General features: G+C 67.6%; 18 protein-coding genes and 4 pseudogenes. 7 read left to right on the top strand and 15 right to left on the bottom strand.

The genetic code is table 11. From position 1 onward, the window contains the following. Positions 1 to 509: 509 nt before the first annotated feature. The 3 genes and pseudogenes from ACTVZO_RS00555 to ACTVZO_RS00565 all read right to left on the bottom strand — a co-directional run. Positions 510 to 741, bottom strand: a pseudogene (locus ACTVZO_RS00555) (IS6 family transposase); the annotation flags it as partial. Positions 742 to 814: 73 nt separating this feature from the next. Continuing rightward, positions 815 to 1,624, bottom strand: coding sequence for a bestrophin-like domain (locus ACTVZO_RS00560; protein WP_443296379.1), 810 nt, complete (start codon positions 1,622 to 1,624; stop codon positions 815 to 817). A 280-nt stretch (positions 1,625 to 1,904) separates the two neighbouring features. Further along, positions 1,905 to 3,218 carry an MFS transporter gene (locus tag ACTVZO_RS00565; RefSeq protein ID WP_443296381.1) on the bottom strand — a complete coding sequence of 438 codons (1,314 nt, stop codon included), beginning with the start codon at positions 3,216 to 3,218 and terminating at the stop codon, positions 1,905 to 1,907. A 157-nt stretch (positions 3,219 to 3,375) separates the two neighbouring features. On the opposite strand from ACTVZO_RS00565, the pseudogene ACTVZO_RS00570 reads away from it, so the two are divergent. Then, positions 3,376 to 3,660, top strand: a pseudogene (locus ACTVZO_RS00570) (IS6 family transposase); the annotation flags it as partial. A 16-nt stretch (positions 3,661 to 3,676) separates the two neighbouring features. Here the strand turns inward: ACTVZO_RS00570 and ACTVZO_RS00575 are convergent. The 5 genes and pseudogenes from ACTVZO_RS00575 to ACTVZO_RS00595 form a co-directional block, all read right to left on the bottom strand. Beyond that, positions 3,677 to 4,546 (bottom strand): annotated as a pseudogene (locus ACTVZO_RS00575) (IS5 family transposase). 409 nt (positions 4,547 to 4,955) lie between these two features. Next, positions 4,956 to 5,087 carry a hypothetical protein gene (locus ACTVZO_RS00580; protein ID WP_443296382.1) on the bottom strand — a complete coding sequence of 44 codons (132 nt, stop codon included), beginning with the start codon at positions 5,085 to 5,087 and terminating at the stop codon, positions 4,956 to 4,958. 510 nt (positions 5,088 to 5,597) lie between these two features. Continuing rightward, positions 5,598 to 6,926, bottom strand: a complete 1,329-nt coding sequence (locus ACTVZO_RS00585) for a hypothetical protein (protein WP_443296383.1) — start codon at positions 6,924 to 6,926, stop codon at positions 5,598 to 5,600. A 156-nt stretch (positions 6,927 to 7,082) separates the two neighbouring features. Next, positions 7,083 to 7,832 (bottom strand): transposase, encoded by a 750-nt coding sequence (locus ACTVZO_RS00590; RefSeq protein ID WP_443296310.1) that lies wholly within the window; start codon positions 7,830 to 7,832, stop codon positions 7,083 to 7,085. A gap of 484 nt (positions 7,833 to 8,316) precedes the next feature. Continuing rightward, positions 8,317 to 8,811 (bottom strand): annotated as a pseudogene (locus ACTVZO_RS00595) (transposase); the annotation flags it as partial. A gap of 229 nt (positions 8,812 to 9,040) precedes the next feature. Here ACTVZO_RS00595 and ACTVZO_RS00600 point away from each other — a divergent pair. Next, positions 9,041 to 9,487: a hypothetical protein gene (locus tag ACTVZO_RS00600; RefSeq protein ID WP_443296384.1), complete on the top strand. Its 447-nt coding sequence runs from the start codon at positions 9,041 to 9,043 to the stop codon at positions 9,485 to 9,487. A 398-nt stretch (positions 9,488 to 9,885) separates the two neighbouring features. Here ACTVZO_RS00600 and ACTVZO_RS00605 read toward each other — a convergent pair whose 3' ends face one another. After that, entirely contained in the window at positions 9,886 to 10,056 is a 171-nt protein-coding gene (locus ACTVZO_RS00605) for a hypothetical protein (RefSeq protein WP_443296385.1), read from the bottom strand. A 354-nt stretch (positions 10,057 to 10,410) separates the two neighbouring features. Here ACTVZO_RS00605 and ACTVZO_RS00610 point away from each other — a divergent pair, with 354 nt between their 5' ends. Further along, positions 10,411 to 11,151 (top strand): phosphate/phosphite/phosphonate ABC transporter substrate-binding protein, encoded by a 741-nt coding sequence (locus ACTVZO_RS00610; protein ID WP_443296386.1) that lies wholly within the window; start codon positions 10,411 to 10,413, stop codon positions 11,149 to 11,151. A gap of 414 nt (positions 11,152 to 11,565) precedes the next feature. Next, positions 11,566 to 11,820: a hypothetical protein gene (locus ACTVZO_RS00615; RefSeq protein ID WP_443296387.1), complete on the top strand. Its 255-nt coding sequence runs from the start codon at positions 11,566 to 11,568 to the stop codon at positions 11,818 to 11,820. 85 nt (positions 11,821 to 11,905) lie between these two features. Here ACTVZO_RS00615 and ACTVZO_RS00620 read toward each other — a convergent pair whose 3' ends face one another. Next, a complete protein-coding gene (locus tag ACTVZO_RS00620) occupies positions 11,906 to 12,196 on the bottom strand; it encodes a hypothetical protein (protein ID WP_443296388.1) in 291 nt (96 codons plus the stop codon). A gap of 416 nt (positions 12,197 to 12,612) precedes the next feature. Next, complete coding sequence (locus tag ACTVZO_RS00625; RefSeq protein WP_443296389.1) at positions 12,613 to 13,149, bottom strand: HPP family protein; 537 nt, start codon at positions 13,147 to 13,149, stop codon at positions 12,613 to 12,615. Between the two features lie 842 nt (positions 13,150 to 13,991). On the opposite strand from ACTVZO_RS00625, the gene ACTVZO_RS00630 reads away from it, so the two are divergent. Then, a complete protein-coding gene (locus ACTVZO_RS00630) occupies positions 13,992 to 14,384 on the top strand; it encodes a hypothetical protein (protein WP_443296390.1) in 393 nt (130 codons plus the stop codon). 74 nt (positions 14,385 to 14,458) lie between these two features. Next, positions 14,459 to 14,968, top strand: coding sequence for a hypothetical protein (locus ACTVZO_RS00635; protein ID WP_443296391.1), 510 nt, complete (start codon positions 14,459 to 14,461; stop codon positions 14,966 to 14,968). 145 nt (positions 14,969 to 15,113) lie between these two features. On the opposite strand, the gene ACTVZO_RS00640 is transcribed toward ACTVZO_RS00635, so the two are convergent. The 4 genes from ACTVZO_RS00640 to ACTVZO_RS00655 form a co-directional block, all read right to left on the bottom strand. Next, the gene (locus ACTVZO_RS00640) at positions 15,114 to 15,740 is read right to left on the bottom strand and encodes a hypothetical protein (RefSeq protein WP_443296392.1); all 627 of its coding nucleotides are present in this window, start codon (positions 15,738 to 15,740) and stop codon (positions 15,114 to 15,116) included. Between the two features lie 340 nt (positions 15,741 to 16,080). Further along, positions 16,081 to 16,500 carry an SRPBCC family protein gene (locus ACTVZO_RS00645; RefSeq protein WP_443296393.1) on the bottom strand — a complete coding sequence of 140 codons (420 nt, stop codon included), beginning with the start codon at positions 16,498 to 16,500 and terminating at the stop codon, positions 16,081 to 16,083. An 11-nt stretch (positions 16,501 to 16,511) separates the two neighbouring features. After that, positions 16,512 to 16,961, bottom strand: a complete 450-nt coding sequence (locus tag ACTVZO_RS00650) for a MarR family winged helix-turn-helix transcriptional regulator (RefSeq protein ID WP_443296394.1) — start codon at positions 16,959 to 16,961, stop codon at positions 16,512 to 16,514. A 1,733-nt stretch (positions 16,962 to 18,694) separates the two neighbouring features. Then, positions 18,695 to 18,919 (bottom strand): DUF6480 family protein, encoded by a 225-nt coding sequence (locus ACTVZO_RS00655; RefSeq protein WP_443296395.1) that lies wholly within the window; start codon positions 18,917 to 18,919, stop codon positions 18,695 to 18,697. A 479-nt stretch (positions 18,920 to 19,398) separates the two neighbouring features. Here ACTVZO_RS00655 and ACTVZO_RS00660 point away from each other — a divergent pair, with 479 nt between their 5' ends. Beyond that, a complete protein-coding gene (locus ACTVZO_RS00660; protein ID WP_443296396.1) occupies positions 19,399 to 19,944 on the top strand; it encodes a hypothetical protein in 546 nt (181 codons plus the stop codon). Positions 19,945 to 20,598: the final 654 nt, after the last annotated feature.

Here is a 20,598-nt window from a genome sequence, read left to right on the forward strand (position 1 = left end):
GACGACGAGCCGCTTTGCACCCAGTGCACCCGGAAGGACGTGCTCAACCATGAACCGTGCTCCCGCTGCGGACGCATCGCACTGATCATCAGCCGCACCAGCGGCGAACAGCTCTGCCAACGCTGCTCCACGCTTCCCGGCGCTGTCTGCTCGCTCTGCGGTCAGCTGCGGCCGTGCTTCTTCGCCACGCGCGACCATCCCCGGTGCGAGACCTGCGCGGGACGGCTACGGAAGACGACGGGACAGTACGTGAAGTGCGGGAACGTCCGCCGGGTCAACGCACGGACAGCCGACGGTGGGCCGATGTGCCGGCGATGCTCCTACCGCCCCAAGCCCTGCGGCACCTGCGGCGGGGCCAAGCGCGTCGACGGACACGCGGCCGACGGCACCCCTCTTTGCCGGTCCTGCTACGGCCAGGACCACGCGGCCCGGGGCAACTGCCGTCGCTGCGGCGTCCACGAACGGCCGCATAGCCACGGCCTCTGCCACCAGTGCACCGCCGCCGACCAGTGCCGTTTGTCGCCGGGCCGCAGGCGCCTGCGGCGCAGCGCGTTGGCGTACGTTTGCCCGCACTTCAGACACCACAGCCGGACCGTCTCGTGGGAGACGACGATGCCGCGCTCGAACATCATCTCCTCCACTTCACGGGAAAGGGGGAAGCGGAAGTACAGACACACGCAGTGCGAGATGACCTCGGCCGTGGTACCGGTGGTTCGCGTACGACGGCACCCGGGACGACATGCTCGGCCCCCTCCCCAGACGGACAACCCGAAGATCATCCCAACCCGCCACCGACAACGTGACAGCACCCTGTTCACTGCTGGAAGTTGGGCGCCATCAGCGTCCGCAGCAGCAACTCGAAGTCCTCAGAGGAAACGCTGAACGCTCCCCGGAATGGGTTGTCCATGGCGACGACAAGCGCCAGGACCAGGCTGCTGAGCAATGCGTAGGCCACCGCGAGAAACAGATGCGCTTTGACACTCTCGACGGGGAGGAACCAGACGAGGGCGATACTGATCAGGATGCCCACGGTCAGAACTGCCCAGAGTAGATCAGGAAGCCGGTCGGTTACTGCATCGAGCCTGGCACGCCGCGCATCGGCGAACTCGTTGAACTGAGCGATCGTAGCTTCAGTAAGGGCTCGCTCGCCTTCAGTGGGCCGGTATGTAAGCAGCGTGTTCTGGAATTCTGTCGTCCGGGCCACACCCTCCCGTGGGACGATGCCCCTCTGCTGCTGAGGCCAGGCCTCGTCCACGACGTAGCGTGTGTAGTCCCTCAGTTCCTCCTGAAGATTGGACCGGACCGGCTCGGGGAAACCGGAGATGTCCCGGTACAGGACACCTAGTGTCGCGGCTTCGCGGGAAACGGCACGTTGTGTCTCGCTGTAGCCCTCATATGCCGCGACGGCTAGCAGAGCGAGCAACAGACTGTAGAAAATTGTCGCGAGGTGGAGGGTGAGGGAGATCACCTCAGCCCAGTGGCGCTCCTCACCGAAAAGGCGCCGGGCCAGAGACCTGCCAGCCCACAGGCCGGCCGCGCCGAAGGCGGCGAAAGCGCCTACAAAGACGATGGGCATCAACCAAATCGGCAGAACGTAGACCCACTGGAACATCAGCGTTGTCATCCCATCCGTGATGGCGAATTCGTCCGGGTGGCCACACCGAATCCAAAATTTGAGGACCGGTCTGGGCAAGTTTGACCCGAAACGCTAATATCGAGTGTCATTGACGGCGCGTGAGCCGACTGTCACACGTGCAGTCGGCTGACGGTTAGTCAGAACAGTGGCGTTGTGGGTTACTGTCACGTAGTTGGTGGCAGCAACCGGTGGGGTAGTGCTTCCCCGCTGGGACTCCGTTCTCCTGGACCATCAAGATCCAATTGTCTCCGGTGTCCAAGACCCGCGGTCAAGGTCCATCGCCACCTCCGACAAGGAGACGCCTGAACACGACAGTGAGGACGGCTGCCATGGTCATGCATGCAGCAACCGTCCACATGCCGGCATGGAAGTCGCCTGTGCCGTCTTTGAGCCAGCCGGTCACGAACGGCGCGACGAATCCGCTGAGGTTGCCGCAGGAGTTGATGAGGGCGAAGCCTCCTGCCGCGCCGACCCCGCCGAGGAAGCCGGCCGGCACTTGCCAGAACACCGGAAGGGCGGCCAGCACCCCGGCAGTACAGAGAGAGAGCCCAATGACCGCCAAGTAGGGCGACTGCAGGTACAGCGAGCACGCCACGCCCACAGCGCCGACGAACGAAGGCACGGCGAGGTGGAACACCCGCTCCCCCGTGCGGTCGGAGCGCCGGGCGTTCCAGAGCATGGCTACTGCACCACAGACAGAGGGGATGGCCGTCACGAGGCCGACTTCCACGAGGCTGAGCTTGGTGCCGAAGCCGCCCTCGAATCCGGCGATGACCTGCGGAAGGAAGAAGGTCAGGGCGTAGAGCCCGTACACGACGCCGAAGTAGACGGCGCACAGCAGCAGGACACGGGCATCACGGAGGCTGCGGCGCAGTCCCGGGGGGTCGGGGACCCATCGACGGTCTTCCGTCTTGATGCTGTCCGCCAGCGTCTGACGTTCCTCAGGGGACAGCCAGTTCGCGGTATCCGGCCGGTCCGGCAAGAAGACCCAGCAGGCGATGGCGAGCAGAATGGATGGCAGTCCTTCCAGGAAGAACATAGTGCGCCAGCCGGCGTCGAAGCCGAGAAACCCCTGCCCGTGTTCCATGATCAAGGTGGAGACCGGGGCGCCGATGACCGAGGCTGCGGGGAGCGCAAGGAGCAGCAGCGACATTATGCGGGCGCGGTGGCGGCGGGGGAACCAATAGGTCAGATACAGGACCATTCCGGGGAAGAAGCCCGCTTCAGCGGCCCCCAGCAGGAACCGCACGATGAAGAAGGCTACGGGGCTGTCGACAAAGGCCTGGCAGCTGGCGATGACTCCCCAGGTCAGAGCAATGCGTGCGATCCAGCGCCGGGCACCGAACCGGTGGAGGAAGAGGTTGCTCGGCACCTCGAAGAAGAAATAGCCGATGAAGAACAGGCCCGCGCCCAGCCCGAACGCAGTTGCGCTCAGACCGATGTCAGCATTCATCCGCAGAGCCGCGAACCCAACGTTGGCACGGTCGAGGAAGTTCATCGTCGCCAGTGCGCCGAGCAGAGGCAACACACGGAAGGCTGCCTTGCGTACCACACCTGAAACGATCGGATGCGAGGTAGACACGGGGCAACGGTTCCATTGAGGGGGCCACACGGCACGCGCAGAGGGTGGAAGGCGCGCGTCCGGGGGAAGTAGTTCCGCCGTTCGGGTTGAACACAGGGCACTGTCACCTTGTTCGGGGGTCTGGGATGATCTTGGGGTTGTCCGTGTCCGGTGAGGTGTGTGGCTGTACTTCCGTTTCCCGCTCTCCTTCCGTGGGGTGGAGGAGATGATGCTCGAGCGCGGCATCGTCGTCTCCTGCGAGACAGTGCGGCGGCGGTGCCTGAAGTTCGGCCAGACCTACGCCAACGCCCTGCGCCGCAGGCACCCGCAGCCAGGCGACAAGTGGCGCCTCGACGAGGTCTTCATCAAGATCTGCGGAGTGCAGAAGTACTTGCGGCGTGCCGTAAATGCCGACGGCAACGTCCTCGACATCCTGGTGCAGAACCGGCGGGACAAGGCTGCGGTTTTATCCCGCTGTTTTATCCCGATACGGGGTGGTTGGCGGATATTTTTGGGTCGCGCCAGGAGATGGTGTTCTCGCCGGTCAGGCGGCGGGTCAGAGGTCGGTTATCGCTAGGTTGACCAGGGCTTCGGAGAGTCCGGGGAGGGTTTCGTAGTCGCGGGCCAGGCAGCGGTGGAGCATGAGCCAGCCGTAGGTCCGCTCGACTGCCCAGCCTTTCGGGATTGGGGTGAAGCCCCTGGTCCCGGGTTTGCGGGCGGTGATTTGCATGTCGATGCCGAGGGTGGCGGCGTGTTCGACGAGGTGCTGGCGGTAGCCGCCGTCGACCCACACCTTCCGAACGGTGGGGGTGTTCCGCGGCGACCTGGCCAATGAGTCGGGTGCCGGCGACGGAGTCCTGGACGTTGGCCGCGGTGACCAGCACTGCGAGGAGGAGGCCGAGGGTGTCGGTGACGATGCTTCGCTTGCGGCCCGCGATCTTCTTGCCCGCGTCGATGCCCTGGCCTGCGACAGGGACGCTGGTGGAGGTCTTGACGCCCTGTGCGTCGAACACGCAAGCGGAGGGCTCCGCGTCCCGTCCTTCCTTCTCCCGCAGCAGTTGGCGGAGGAGGCCGTCGAGCTGGGCAAATATCTCCTCCTCCGCCCAACTGGCGAAGTAGCCGTAGACGCTCTGGTGCGGCGGGAAGTCATGCGGCAGGTAGGCCCACTGGCAGCCGGTGCGGTCCACGCAGAGGATCGCGTTCATGATCTCGCGCAGGTCATGCCGCGATGGCCGGCCGACGTCCAGAGCCCGGCCGCGGCGCTCGAAGCGCCACGCCGACAGCACCGGCTCGATCAACTCCCGCCTGGCATCGGACAGATCACTCGGATACGGACGTCGCGTCGTCATGAATCCGGCGTCCGTCACGTGACCGGCGGCTGTGCCATGATCCGGGCACACGGACGTGGCGGTCGCACCACCGCAGGCATGGCGTACGCATCCGCACTCCGCGCCCGCGCCGGAGTCCGAGTCCAGGACCGAGTGGTGCACCACTCCCCCGTGACGGGCGGCGCTGCCCCGCAAGGCGGACGCCAGGCCAGCGTCACCCGCAGGCCCCCCGAACCCGATCGGAACCGCTCGACCACGCGTACTTCCCCCAGCACCGGCAACGGCGCCGTACCCGGCACGGTCCGCCGACCCACCCACGCCCCGGACTCCCCGCCGCCAGGGCGGCCAGCTCGTCGGAGTCCGCGTCGGTCGACCAGCCGGACAACTCGTCCTGCCCCTCGCCATCGTCGGCCCGTACCAGGTGCGGGCCTCAAGCCGGAACCGTACGGCGTCCGGCGCCGACCACGCCCAGCGAGGCCGACGGCATGCCGATGGGCACCCCGATCTTGTCGTGGGCGAGCAGCCACGCCACAACCGCCGACCGGTCGAACTGCGGATGCACCTCCGCGCCACCGGCGGGGCGGGGAAGTCAGCAGGCCGGCGGCTCCAGTTGACCACCATCGCCCGCCCCACCCGGGCCAACCGGAGCGAGGGCGCCGCGCAGGGAGCGGGCGCCCGCCGGGGCGGCGTACAGCGACCGCCAGTCCACCAACTTCCGGACGACGGGAGTTGCGCCACGGCGTCGAAGTCGACGCGGCGGACCACCCCGAGCCGGCCTGCGGCCTGGTCCGGACCGAGGCGGACCAGCGGATCCGCGCGGGCGCGGTGACCGACGGCCAGCTCCAGTGGACGCAGTTGCCAGGCGCTGTCGTTGCAGAGCGCGTACAGGATCCCCTGCAGGCGCAGCCGGTCCGCCACCGGCCGTGGCCCTGGCGACCGCTCCGGCGAAGGCGGCAGCAACGGCTCGATCAGCAACCACACGTCGTCGTCCACGATCCACCGGCGAGCACTCACACATTCCCGAACGGTCGAATCGTCACACGGGTCACGGCCGACCAGCTCTTATGGGAGGTCATTCCTCGGGCGGCGCGATACGTTCCAGTACGAATGTTCCACTCTCCGGCATGTCCCTCACACGCCAGTCCAATCCTCCCAGCTTTACGTGCTGACCGATCCTTTTCGGGCCCGGCGGAGCGATAGAACCATTATTGGACTTCAGTATGGTCGTCGCATAAGACCTCAGCAGTTGAATGTTCCCCTTGATGATATCGCCCACGACGGGAGGCCTTGTCTGCCCCTCGGGAATTCCGAGCTTTTCCCGGATGCCTTGCGTGAGCGGTAGGTCATTTTTCGTCACCCGCTCATGATCTGCCTTAAATTCCCAGTAGAACTGAGCCTCGTCGTGAATCCCCCTCAACGCTTCGGCGAATTCCGCACAACCTGGCCCGTACTTGAAGGGGTAATCACGCAGATACTGCGCGCCTCGCTTAGTGGTGAACCATTTTCGCGCATAAGCGGCTCCCATCAGCTCGGTAATGTACTTCAGCTCCAGGGTGAACACGGCTCCGCACTCGGTGTGCTTTTCAGAAACGACATGCCCTGCTTCGTGCAGCAGGATTCCTATGTCGTCCGCACTGTCCAGGCAGCTCTCCGTCAGCAATATGACACCAGGTTTCACTCGATCGCACCACCCGAGGTAGTTGATGTTCGAGCTGTGGTCAACGGAGTACCTGGGCCGGTAGACCTCCAGAATCGACTTTCGAACATTTTCGGCGGTCGAGTCCATCATGACCGCGATGGCAGCGTTCTTGATTGCTCCGGCGTCCGGCATGACGATGATGTCTTTGCATTTCTCGCTCTCGCCCACGGCGACACCCACCCGGCCGAGTACCTGCCTGGCCCTCTCATCCAGCCCCCTGCTCCAGCCCGGATACTTCGACGGCAGGCGCTTCAGCTCCTGCGGTTTCGCCGGGCCACGAACGAACTGTTCGGTGGTCGGTGTCTTCACGTGGGTCAGGTGGACGTCCCATCCAGGCGCGCCAGGCGCATTCAAAGTATCGCCTTCTTCAAACAGAACCCTCCGGACGACCCCCAGCCACGTGGAAGCTGTCGCGGCTTCAGATACGGTTTCCGGACCCATGGCAGCTTGGTGCAGAACCAAGGAGGCATAATGGCCGCCATTGCTGCGGAATCCCATCAGGCTGGCGTAGACAGTGTCCGAGAAATGCGTGAAGTCGGCTGGAGTCGATTTGTCTGGATCTTTGTACGAGCCGCCCCATGCTGAGATGAACAGGGCAAGGGTGCCCTCGGTATCCCCATTCTCGCGTACTACCCTCAGGACGCACTCAAAGAAGGCACCAAAGGCGCTCGTGGTAGAGGGAATGGCATGGTTCTGCTCCATCGAATTCCTTCCTTCAGCTGCTGTGGATCAGCGGCCTTGCACACGGGCTGGACCTGGTATGACGCGCAGGTGTGGCTCGACCGGATCATTCACAGTAGGTGCCGCCCCCCTCGGAAAGAGTGCCCGATGGGACAGAGAGGAAGGCACTGAGCGGTTTCAGCGTTGCCGCTCCAGGGTGAGGACGGCGGCGGCGATGACGCTCATGCGGTTGGGGCTGCAGCGGGCTCTGCGGAAGATCCGCCAGGACTTCAGTCGCGCGATGCTGCGTTCGACCGGTGCACGTGCCGCCGAGAGAGCCCGGTTGATCGTCTGCTGGGTCGCGGTGAGTTCCTGAAGAGGCAGCCTCCTGATCGGTGTGGTCACCCAGGGGCCGGCCCCGATGTAGGCGCGGTCGGCAAGGATCGGAACTCCTTGGCGTTCACAGATCCGGATGATGCGGTGGGTGCGGGCCGCGGTCAGGTCGTGGGTGCGGCCGGGCAGCGCGGGCGAGATCCACAGCAGCTTGCCTGCGGGATCAGCCACGACCTGCACGTTCACGCCGTGACGGCGGTGCTTCTGGGAGAAATCGGCCCGGCTGTCGCCGACGCGGTCGCACTCGGCGAGCGTCCCGTCGAGCAGGACGTGATCAGGATCAGCCTCCCGCAGGACACGCAGCAGGCCGGGTGCTCGGCGGGACAGGTGCTCGACGACGGCTGTGACGTAGGCGTGGGCGGTGCCGACGGATATGCCGAAGCCGGCGGCGATCTGCGCGAGCGTGTCGTGGCGCCGAAGGTAGACCAGGCCGACGAGGGCACGCTGATGAGGCGGGAGCTTGCAGCGTCGGTCACCCTCACGGGTGACGATGAGCATGGATACCCACTCGACCAGGGCGTGAGGCAGGTCGAGTGCGGCAGGATAGGGAACCAACGAGGCTCCTGCGCTGATGAGTTGAGACGTCGAACACCTCTCTCAACGGCACAGGAGCCTCGTGCGTTGCGGGACACCGGCCCGTCACCCGATCAGAGGCCACTCTGAAAACGCTCACTGAGCCTTTCCATCCTCAGTCTCAGCTGAGGGCTGATTCAAAGTCGTCCGCAGACGAGTCGCCGCTGGTCGGGCACCGTGTCTCTGCGGCCCGGTCCGCACATCCCTCCGGACGGCACTGTCCCTTCAGCTGGAGATCCGCGGGCTCGCTGCAGTTCGCTGATCTCCGGGCCCGGGTAACCGCCTCTCACGGCTGCAACACCACGTCCCACCCGCTTGCCCTTGGCGCTCGGCCCGGGGGTCCCGTGGGGTGCGCCGGTGCCCGGCCAGTGTGATGGTGCCGGCCGGGCACCGATGGAAGGAACCTTGAACGCGGCATTTCACGCCCTCTTGACACCGTCTCCGGGTCTCCTACTTCGCGGCATTGGGCGATGATCAGCCAGGTCCACCGGTCCGCCGCCGCGGGCGTACGGAGCTTCGGACGGGTCCAGCCCAGCGTCTGCTTGATCATCCGGAAGGTGTGCTCCAGATCGAACCCGCGCAAGAACGCCTGCCGGCGCAGATCGACGCCCTCACTCGACACGCCGGCCTCCGACGACCACAGCCAGCCCGGCAGCGGATCGTGGCCGCCGGGCAGACCGTCGACCTCCAGACGGATCAACATGCCCTCGATGAAGGCGAGTTCGCCGACGACCACAACCAGCACCCGGCGCCCGTCAGCGGCCTCGGGCTGCGGCAGCCCGGCCAGCACCTGCCGCAGTCGCAGCACATCGACGTTCCCGCCGTTCAAGGCTTCGTACAGCGCGCCGTGCCCGCGGCGGTGCTCGGCGGTCAGCGTGAGGTCGACCGGTGTCTTCACCAGCCCGTCTGCACACAGCAGGGCGTCCGTTAGCTCGAGCAGCGTGTCCCCTGACACGGTCAGGGAGCCGGATCAGACGAAGCCCGTGTTCACGACGTCGGAATCCTCGTACGAGCGAGCACGTTCGGCACATCGTTCGAGGTCAGACCACAAAGAACAAGCTAAGTGTCTGTTTTTGATCCGTGGGCGGGCTGCCGGGCTGAGTTCCCCTGGTTGGGGGACGGCTCAGTCCCCCGGTCTCCTCTGCCGGTCGGCTGGTTCCCTGCATCGCCCGGCGCGTCAGCATGGCTGTATGGACAAGGACCTCGCAAAGCAGTTCAGGGACATGGCCATCGAGACGGGCACGCCGCTGCCGCAGCGCAACCAATTCGATGTCACGGTCAGTAATCGAAGTGATCGGCCGCTGGTGCTGACTTCCAAGGCTGTGCCCGGATACTTCGATGAGGCTCCGGTCGAGGGGCACGTCCTGCGTCCCGGAGGTTCTGACGCGTTCCGGGTCACCTCGGTGTGCTTCCCCTGGGAATCCGGAGTGGCCACGATCATGTACCGGCTGGCGGATACGCCTGTGAATCTCACCGTGACGGGCGCACCGTCGTGGACCCGCGCGGCAGGAGCCGTGGTGAAGGGGCGGGGAGCGGAGGAATTTGCCTGCGCCGTCGGCACCACCGCCGGAGCCACCGTCATCACGCTTGAACAGGTACCCGCAGAGGTCCAGGGCCCCGTCCTCCGAGTCGCATAGGCTCCGACCTCGCGCTTCACAGTTGTGGCCCTCGCCTATGGCGGGGCCGCAGCGTTTCTCGGGATGTCTGTCCGAGCCTGCAGGGTGTTAGTCAGGCTCTCTTGTGGCTTTAACGCCTTGAGGTGGGGTCTGGCACGAGTTCCGTGATTCCGCTACGGAACGTGACCGTCCTCCTAGGTTGAGCGGGGCACCTCGTGCCGAGGCAAACGTTCGCCGAGCAGATTCCGGGGCTGACCCGTCGGCACGGCCGCGCGACCGAGCGGCTGCTTCGGCGCTGGGCACGATCGGGCTGGCCCTGGCAGGCCGGGCCGGATCCCGCTCGTAGACCAGATGGGGATCACTGCCAGCCGCACCATCCTGCTGCGCCGGGTCATGGACCAAACCGACCCGCCGGCCGTTCAGCCGCGGGCGGCCGGCATCGACGAGACTTCGCCCTGCGCCGAGACCACCGGGATGCCACCACGCTGGCACTGTGGCTCGCCCGGCATCCCGGCATCGAGATCATCTGCCGGGACCGTTCCGGCGCCTACGCCGCGCGTTTCGACGGCAGCCTGATGCATGTGATCCACGCCGGACTCCTGGTCAGGACTCTCACCGCCCCGATCCCGGGCCAGCGCCGCCCGTAGCTCTCGCCGTCGAGGACGGCAGCGAGATCGTCTTCCGCACGCACCAGTGCAGGGCAGCGTCCTGCCCGCGGTCGGCGGAGGCCAGCGGGCGGGCGTACACGACCCGAGCAGCGCCCGTTCCCATGTGCCTGAGGTCGTTCGCCTGATGTGCCATCGCCCGCAGCCACGGCGACTGACGCCCCGGCCCCGTCCTGGGCCGCTGCCGCCCGCCGCCTCGCGGCCGCGGGCGGTGACGCCCTGCAGGTCTTTCCGTGAGAGGCCAGACTGGATGGTGAGTCTCACCTCACGGGAGGTTCGATGACCGCAACGTTCTTGTACGACGCGAATCTGAGACTCGAGGTCGATTCCCCGGAATGGTCCCGCTTCCTCGAAGACCACGAAATTCGCATCGCCGGATACCACGGCGACATGGCTCCGCTGACCAAGCAGCGCGAACACCACATGGCGACGTTCTCCTACCTTCCCGTACTCAACTATTTCTATCTGCGCACCGACCCCGTGTACGAGCCGATCGCCAGCGCCGTCTACGCGGCGGACGGCACCACCGGCATCCCGAGCCTGCTCGTCGTCCCCGCGGGCAGTGAGGTCACCGATGCCGCCCACCTTCGCGGCAAGCGGCTGGCCATAGCGCACCGATTCTGCACGACGAGCTTCCTCGCACCGATGCTGATGGTTCACGACCTGGGAAGCCGGATCGACGAATTCTTCGGCGAACTCATCGTCACACCGCCCTACGAAGGGCAGTTGGAAGCAGTCGTAACAGGCGCGGCGGACGCAACGTTCATTCAGGAAGACGTGTGGCTGAAAGATCCGGCCAACGCTGAAAGAACTCGTGCGATCGCCCGGAGGAACCACCTGCCCACACCCCTGTTCATCGCCAGGAAAGAGACTCCACCGCGCCTGCGCTCGGCTGTCCAGGACTTCGTACTGAACTACCGATCATCGAAGGGCGAATCCCTGCTGTTCTCCGGATTCGCCCCGTACGACGCCGCCACCGTCGAGGAAACTCTCCAGATCACCGCGGAAGCGATCGCTTGACCGCTGTCCGGGAGCCCCAGCAGCGGGCGCAGTGGTGGAGCGGGGGCGGTGCCGTCAAGGAGTTCACGGTCGCGTCCACGTGGCGCCGACCGGGGTGGAGGACGGACCGTCCTTCCAGGAAGTGTTCTCCCCGAGGCTGGACCGATGCGACGGCGCCGGATCAGCGTCAGCCGGCGCTCACCGCACGCGGCCACGTCGGTCTCGCCCAAGAGCACCTGTCCGCTGGTGGGGCGGTCCAGACCGGCGGCGCAGTGCGGGCGTCCGGCCAAGCTCTACCGCCGCGCCAGGGAGCCCGTTGCGGTGAGTCTTCCAGCGCGGGACTACGCGTTGGCGGGGCAGCTGCCGGCCGGGGCTGTGGAGGACTGCGGCGCGGGCCCCGCACTCTTCAGGAGGACCCGGGAGCTGAGTGGTGAGGTGGGACGTCAGGCAGGGTCATACGGTCTGGTCGGCGTGCTGGAGCGGCTCGGCTACGAGCCGCGTGCCGAAGGCGGGGCGACGGTACTGGTGAACTGCCCGTTCGATGCTCTGGCCCGGGAGCACACCGACACCGTGTGCGGTATGAACCTCCACCTGCTGAGCGGGATCCTGGCCGGACTCGGCAAGGACCCAGCCCGTGCACGGCTCGAACCCGGAGCCGGACCCGGACGCTGCTGCGTACTCATCGGCTGAACCGGCGCCCTCCTGCCGCAGGGTATCGGGCCGCCCGGGGCCTCACGAGATGCTGCTTGCCGGCGCTGCCTCCGTCGTTGTGGGGTCAGAGCCATCGGGCCGCGAGGACCAGCGCGAGGACCACGGTCGCCACCGCGCACGACCTGTGTGCGACCACCGCCTTGAGCGGGAAGTGCCGCTCGGGGGTCGGCTCCGCCTGGGCGTGGAGCCCCGAGCTGGGCATCCACCGCATCAGCATCATGAACCCGAACGCGGCCACCACCAGGAGCACGGCGCACGCAGCCCACCCCGAAGCCCTCACCGCACCCCACACGAACAGCCCCCACAGGAGCAGGCCCACCACCGCGAGCAGCACGTGTCCCAGAACCAGCCACACCGGAAGCCTCGTCACACCGCGGCCTCGCTGGCGCAGCCCGCCGTTTCGGATCCAGACCACGGCGGGGAACCCCCCAAGTCCAGCGGTCAGCAACCAGACCGCCAGGACGACAACCCCATGACCCGCCCCCTCTCCGCGCTACCGGAAGGCCGCGGCCCTCCTGGCGGGGAGGGCCGCGACGCCCCACAACAGCGCACCCTCCCGTCCGAGCACAGCCCATGGACGTCACCGTCACCCTTTCGGGTGATAGATCGTTCGATTCGTAGGCGAAAGGGCGGCCTGCCCTGCTGCTTGCGGGGCGCATCGAGGCGAACGCCGCTGTCAGTGGTCGAATCGGGGTCCCTCGGGCTTCGCGGTACTCCGGGCCAGGCGGCAACGGGCCATGGAGGCGATGAACGGCCGGTCCGTCGCCGGCTTCACCACCAGCGGGCCGGGTAGCGCTCCTGTCCGCGGGCCAGGCGGGAGGCCAGGTGCTGGACGAGGACGAGGACCACGGCAGCGCCGGCCAGGAGCGGGACGAAGTGGGCCGGGTCGGGGGCCTGCAGGACCACGATGACGCTGGTCGCGCAGGCCGGAGCATGCGGAACGCGCAGCAGACCGGTCGCCCCGAAGGTCACAGCCCCCACCACGGCCGCAGCCCAGGGGCCGCCGAGCCCGAGAGCCAGCGCCGCATACCCGGCTCCTGCACCGACGAGGTGGCCGGCCAGCACACTGCGGGGCTGCGCCGCCGGCGCGGCCGGGGCCGCGTGAACGACCGCGGCGCTCGCGGCCAGCGACGGGATCAACACCGGCTCGTGGAGCACCGCACCCACCGCTGCCAGGCCCAGCAGCGCCACCAGTACAGCGCCCAGGCCCCGCACCGTACCTGCGGCCGCCCGCCACCCGGGCCGCTCCGCAACCGCCGCGACACCATCGGTCTGCTGCCGAGAGACCAGCAAGGAATCGGCGCTCAAGAACACTCCAGCGATACGGGCCCACGGCCCAGGCGAAGGCTGGTGCGGCAGCCACCACCGAACCTAACAAACGCACCTCCGCCTGCATCAGTGGAGGATCCCCCAGCACCAGCAGCCTGACTGCTGGGCGTATCGGTCGTCCCCACCAGCCGGCCCAGGCCCAGTATGGCCGCCGGCCGGAGCGGGAGGCTGAGGAAGGGAGATCCGGCCCCGGCCGGCGGCCGGGTCACGGGTTGCGGCGGGGGAACCGTGTCCGGTGCGGATGCGGGGATCAGGCGGCGGCGAGGGAGACCTCGGTCGCCTTCATCCAGCGCCTTCACCGCGGTGCCTCGGCCGTGTAGCGGCCGGGCGCCGGGTGATCGGCCAGCCGGCGTGACGATTCAGCTGGGCCATCAGTTCGATGTTGGCGCCGCGGGCGGCGGCAAGCTCGTCGCCCTGGACCTGCTGCGATAACAGGTCGGGGCAACATCCGTGCGCAGGACGGTCGCCCGGGCCTGGAGGACGCTGTCGGGCACGGCCAGGTCCTCCACGAGGTCGTGCATGTCGGCGTACTGGCCGGCGAAGTTGTGGGCGCGTTCGTCGGGGACCGGGAACGGGAGGCGCTGCGTGGCCGTATCCGTCGTCTCCCAGCGACGTGCCGGGGGCGGCAGCGGCTTCCCCCCGGCCGTTGCCCAGCGTGCCGGGACGGAGATTTCTCCCCGCTCAGGATGGGGCGGTTTGTCGCACCTGGCGGAACAGGTCAAGGGGGTTGGTGGTCACCGTCGGTGCGCGGACTCTGTCCACAGCGCCGCTCCCCGAGCCTCGGGACCTGGGGCCGTCGCGATCCGCGCGGTGGCCCGTAGGTGAGGAGACGTCAGCCCGAGACCACCGCCCTGCCGCTCGCCCCGATAGCCCCGCACCCGGCGATCAGCGCGTTCGGCTGGCTCGGCGCCGTCCAGGCCGGGGACGTCGAAGCCACCCGCGGGTTCGCCGACGCCGAGCCGCGGATGGCCGAGCTGCTCGTCGCCGTCGTCGAGCGGATCGTCGTCTCCGTCACCGCCCTGCCCGGCGCGGAGGCCGGCGAGCCGACCACGGAGATCTTCGCTCTGGAGGCCCTCGGTCGGGTCCTGGTGGCCACCCTGCGCTCCTGGGCGCAAGTCGGGCCGCCGTGGCGGAGGGCATCGCCTGCGCCGTCATCGGCCTTGTCGTGCAGGCTCCAGAAGCTCTTCGCTGTGCGGGCTGGTCAGAGGCCGTGATGTGCACAGGGGCTTCCAGGGGTGATTCGGACCGGTCACCCTGGAGGTCGATCGGCGATCCGAGGGGGGAGAGAATGAGCGAGGGCGAAGACGTTACGAACAAGCGGCAGAATCAGAAGGACGTCAGGCTCAGACTGAGGCCGACGCTGGCCTGCCTCGCCGGGTTGATTCTGGCCTGCCTGGTGCTGGTTGGCTTCACCGGAGAGGCACGGGCGGCGCTGTGGGGCAAGTCCGGAACCATATCTGAAAGCAGATGCCGGACGTACAGCAACACCGGCACCTCACCGGGAAGCTCGTCGTACTGCTCGGCCTCCTTCACGCCAGACGGCAGCGGATCGTCGTACGAGGTCGACGTCGAGGAGGAGGATGTCAGCGTCTATCCGTTACGTGCACGGCTGGCGGGCGGCACCGCGTACGTCTCACCGTCGGTGTGGACGGGGGTTATCCCGGTGGGCTTCGCCCTCCTTCTGGCCGGCGGACTCCCGGTAACGATCATGGTGGGGTACGTGAGCAAGGTCCGCGCACAGCGTGCCGGAAGACGCCGTCAAGAGATCCCACCCGGAGCAGGGCTGAGGCGAAGGTGACGAGACCTCCTCGTGACGTTTGGAGCGGATCCCAGACCACTTGACTCGCCCTCGTCCACGAACCGGACAGCAGCAAAGTGCTGTGCACCGCCCTCATAGCCTTAGGAACTGGGCACATTCACCACCTGTACGTGGCTGAGCCTTTTCACCCGCACCCCGACACCGGGGCCACGATGCGCGCCACCCTGCACCGCACCCGAAGAAGATCCGGACACACCACAAAATGCAGCCTGTACGGCGCGATAGGCGGGGTACTCGACACATCAAATGGCCGGGTTCTGAGACCGGCTGTGCATGTGCGTATGGGTCGCGCCCGCGGCCGCGGTGAACTCCGTGTACACCTCCCGGCGGCGCCCTGAAGGATACGGCGGTGTTCCTGCCGGGTACGCAGACGGTCGGCCAGCACCGTGCCCGCTATCGCGATCAGACCACCGCCCAACGTGGCCACCAGTGTTCCCCGCTCCATACCGTCCCCCGATCGGTGTTCCGACAGAGCACGGAGCACCAGGGCTCTGGCGTCCTGCAGACCATGTTCGACGGCCGCCGCCACCCGCGCCCCGTACGCGGTGCGGGTGTGCTGCGGACGGACCGGCACCTCGCTGCCGGGCACGCGCACCCTCTCCAGGGCACCGCGGAAGTGTTCGACGTGCTCGATCGTCGTCTTGTTGCCCGGCGCCACGCTCAGCCGGAAGTAGTGCTCCCCGTCGACGAGCACCACCCAGACCTCCTCGGGCGCCGCGTCGATGGTGATCTCGGTGGAAATGGTGCGCACCGGTATCTGCTCCTCATATGGATGCTGCGACCGGAGGAGACGACGGGGTGCGGCCCATGCATCGTTTCCGGCAATCGACCTTCGCATTTCCCACGTCCCGGCCCGGCACAAGCCGGAGCAAGGGCCGTGAGCGGGGAGCGGGGAGCGGGCGCCCGCCGGGGCGGCGTACACCGCCAACCAGTCCACCGAGAGCCGGACGACGGAAAACCGGCGAGAGACGAGAGCGCCGTGACCTGCCGCCGCGGCCCCATCAGGCAGCCCACGGTGCAGATCCGCCTCGAGGGTTCCGTGGATCTGCACGAACCGTCGAAAGGCAGGCGTGATGAGGTGTCGGGCAGGCTCAGGCACCGGTTTCGAGGATGCGCTTGAGGGTCGCGAGCTCGGTGTCGACCAGGGTGATCTGCTCATCGAAGAAGTCGTCGGTGAAGGCCGGCGGCTGGAAGAAAGTGATCATGAACTCTGCGCCGGCGCCGTTGGCGACGACTCGGGCGGGGACCTGCCAGGACGCTTGGTCATCGACGTAGTCGTGGTCAAGGATGCCGAGTTCGGCATTGCCGTGGATGCGGAGCCTGGCGGGGCCCTGAGGAGTGGCCATCAGCCACCAGTCCGGTTCACCGGTGCGTTCTATCGCCTTGATGTTGACGATCGCCCAGGCCGGCCAGTTGGCCGCGTCGGCGAGAAAGGCGAAGACGTCGGCGACAGGGCGGTCGATGGTGACGGTCTTGGTGACGGAGCGGGCGATGGTGGGTGTGGTGCTCATGGGTGCGCCTTTCAGGAAGTGGGCGGTGGGTGGGCTTCGCCGAGCAGGCGTCGAATCCACTCCTCCAGCTGGTGGCGCTGGGCCGGGTCGAGGCTGGCGAAGAAGTCGGCGTCGTTGCGGTCGGCGATCTGAGCCAGCCTGGGGGCCAGGTCACGGCCGGTGTCGGTGAGTGCCAGCCGCAGGGTGCGGCGGGAGGCGGGGTCCGGTTCGCGGGTCATCAGGCCCTTGGCAGCAAGCCGGTCGACCAGGCGCGAGACCGCGCCGGCGTCGATGTCCAGATACCGGGCCACTTCCCGGGTGGTGGTGGCGTCGCCGCGGTGGACGGTGATCAGAACCGCCCACTGGGAGACGGTCACGCCGTGCTCGGCGAGTTCTCGTTCGAACCGGCCATGCACTTCATCGGAGAGCCGACGAAGCCAGTAGCCGAGGTGATCACGCAGGCCGCTGCTAGAAGCTGTCACTTCTCCAGAATGAGTGACACGACAATTGTTGTCAAGGCAACAGTTGCGAGGGAGGGCGCTTACGAGACAGCCATGGGAAGCGGCGCGGTCGGTGGGTGCGGTGATGTCCCTGGTCAGAACGCGGGCGAGAGCCGCCCTGGGGGCTTGCGCAACGCTCATCAGCTGGGAACTGACGTGACACGTCGGGGGTGCGTGCCGGCCTCGCGGTGGGCGGGCGGTCTGTACGCCTCGCCGGACGCAAGGACCCCGGACCACGTCATGACCGGGTTGCGGGGTGGCGGTGGCCACCGCTCGCTACGACGTGCTGCTCGCCTTGGGGGAGGGCGCGGGCGCGACGTCCCTGGTCGGCGTGGGACCCGGCCGCTCCGTCGTGTCAGAGGTCGTGTCGTCGTCGCGGCGGCGCTTCATGCCCCGCCCACCTTCACCCGGGCCATGCGTCAAGTCGAGCTCCATGCCAGCCTCTCGGAGCACGCTGCTGCGCGACGTGCGGGCCGGTGGCAGGTGTTGCGTGATCAGCCGCACACTCTCGCCGTATCGAGGTCGCCGCTTCTCACCCTGCAGTAGCAAACTCGCACGGGGTCCACAGGGCGCGACAGCCGTTCGGACAAGTGGGCAGGCAGGGACCCCCGTACCCGCCGCGGGGCACTGTCACGTTTTGAAGAATGGCGTGTACATGATAGGGAGACCCGGCGAGGGTGAGGTCGTGCATCCGGGCGATGCCGAGCATGGCGTGCTGGACGGCACTGGCACTACGGGCACCACGGACATCATCCGTGCCCCGTGCCCGTGCCCCGTGCCCGTGCCCCCGTGTCCCGTGCCCCGTGCCCCACGTCCGCATCCGCGCCGAGATCGCCCGGGGTTCCGCGGACCCCGGCTACCGGCCCATGTACATCGATGGTCTGGCCGAGCCGTTCTTCACCGCCGACCCCGAACGGGACTGGGTCGCCGCCTGCGTGTCGAAGTGGTACCGCGTCGACCGGATCCATCGCGTCTCAGCCTCCGGTCGGCGTGCGGGCCCGTCCGACGGATGCCCAGGCCAGCGATCTGGTTCGGCGGACAATTCGAGCGCGGAAACGTGACCTGCTGCGTCCCTACACTCCGGGCTCGGGATCCGTTCGCAGGTACCGACCCCAAATCTGGGCCTTGCGAGAGGGACCATCCCCGTCGCTGCCGTACTGCGGCGCGTCGAAGGTGACCCAGTACAGGAGCTCGCCACTGAGCGCCTGGGCATGTTCGTTGGGCACAGGTGCACCCATGGCATCGATCGTCCCGGGAAACTCAACCTGCCACGGGCCGTCCCAGTCTCGGTCCCGAACGACCATTACCCGGGTACCGGCTGCCAATGCACCCGCCGGCCATATCTGGCTCAAGGGACGACCGAGGATGTGCTCCATGGCCCGGCGATCAGCTGCATCCTCGGGAACAGAGTCGGAACGGTCTGTCATACCACCCACTCTGCCCGCACCAGTTCACGAGCGCCGGAAGATAGAGGAGCAATAAGTGAGTGTTTGAGATCTCCGGTCAGAGTGTCTGTCCAGCTCACCCTGCACAACGTCGTCGCAGCCCCCCAGGCAGAGGACGACACCGTCCTGCTCGCGGTACGCCTCCCCACCCCTGATCCCCGAACCACCCCGGCGAGCCGCCCCGTGGAAGGCCGCGGTAGCGGTCACGAATGAGGCGGACACCAGAGCACGGCAACCGCGGCACTGTCCGTTTCACCTGATCCACCACGCTCAGACGTTCAGCATGACGGCGTAGGCCAGGAAGAAGAGCGCGCAGGCCAAGGCCACCAGGCAGATCAGCACGAGGGGGCCCTTGGCCCAGCCGCGTGTCAGTGGACGGTACGGACCGGCGCCGGATCCGGTACTCGATTCACCAGGCGGGGTCTCGCCGGGCGGCACCCCTGGGTTAGGGCGGAATGTGAAGCGCGGCTCTGGGTCTGGAATACGTGCGGACATGTCTACCTCCTCACCCGCCGTGCCGGCTCAACCGGCTCGTCGGGCACCTACCCACCCTGTCGCCCGATACCCGCGCACGCGAGGTCGCCGGGTAGCGCCCGGTGCACCACCCTGCCGTGGTCGGCGCAGCCCCTCCGGGCCAGAGCCCGAGGGCGACCGCCGCTCCCCAGTCGGACCTACGCGAAGTGGGCGGCGCCCAGATCGCTCCTGGGCCCGTGTTCAGGCATCTGGGGTCGCCCTGGGCCCTCATTCACAGCTATCGCAAAGCGATGGGGACGCGGCCTGGCGACCGCCCCGGCTGGCCGCCGCACCCCTTGTACGCGCTCAATCCGTCCCGCGACGGCGAACACGGGATCGGTTTGCAGGGGTTCGGGCGAGCAAACCGGTGCGTCCGCCGCCATGCCATACTTCACGGACGAACGTGCGGGCACCCGCCTGGTGAACGATCAAGGGGCGGGAGAGCACCTGTGTGGAGAGTAGTGGTCAGATCTGTGGCCGCGACGGCCGTCGTCATGGCGGGCGTGAGCGGCTGCGCCGACGGGGACACTGCGGGACCCGGGGCGGCAGGCCGTCCGGATGCGTCCACCGCACCCACGGTGTCCGCCGCCGCCACGGTGGCGGGCCGGGACGAGGTCGACCGCGAGGTCGAGGAGGCCACCTCTGAGGCAGGGATGATCGGGCTGTCTCCGTCGGCGGGCCCTGATGCCAAGGGACCGTCCGGTATGCCGCTGGCGCCGTGCACGACACTGTGGTCCGGCCGCCCCGACGCCCCGGTCGGCCAGGGAACCGGGGCCGGACCGTACGCGGCCGCCGTCGAGTCACTGGAGAAGCGGGGATGGCAGCGCGAGAGCCGAAGCGAGCGGGGTGAACTCGTTCTCGTCTCGCTCAAGAAGGGCGACTGGAGCATCCGTGGCAGTCTCAAGGAGACCGACCGCGTCGACATGATCAGCTTCGTCGGCGTCCATGACCGATGCGCCCCCGGTCTGCCTGAACTCCCTGAACTCCTGACCCTCCTTCTGGCGTAGCGGGCGGCACAGCAGATAGCCGTCTCGCCCCTCCCCGTAGCGTGGCCGTTGAGACGCAAGATCGGAAACACGTCGAGGGCGTCGGTAGGACCGGTAGGTGATTCCCTTCCGGCGCAGGACCAACGCAACGCCGATGCCGCGTTCGCCGCGGCCTGCACCGCTATCGGACGGGGCCCCGACCAACCGCACCGAGGAAGCTGCCGGAACAGCCTTCTGGTGGACCGACCACCACCCTGCCTGGCCCCCAAGGCGTGGCCGTGCTCTGGCGGCACAGTCGGGACTGGCGGGTCGCCCCCTGGACCGTGATGAACACCCCCTCCGGGACAGGGGCGACCATCCTCGACCGCCTCACAGCACGCGAACGCGAGACGGCAGCCTGAGGTCTGCACCTCGCTCCAGCAGTCATCAGACGATGCAGACGTCCGGCAGCGGTGCTTCCCCCTCGTCTCCCGCCATGAGGACTTCTCGCGCCGGCTGCCGGGCACGGTCCCAGCCCACGTCGGTGGACAATGCCGCCCTTGACCACCGATCCACCCCGGGGTGCGGCCGCACCCCGGTGTCGAGGTCGTCTGTCGGGACGGTTCGCTGGTCTACCGCCACGGCATGGACCGAGGGTGCGCCGGACTCGGTGCAGGTCGGTGACCGCCTTCACCT

Source organism: Streptomyces sp. IBSNAI002, assembly GCF_052244475.1.
GTDB lineage: Bacteria > Actinomycetota > Actinomycetes > Streptomycetales > Streptomycetaceae > Streptomyces.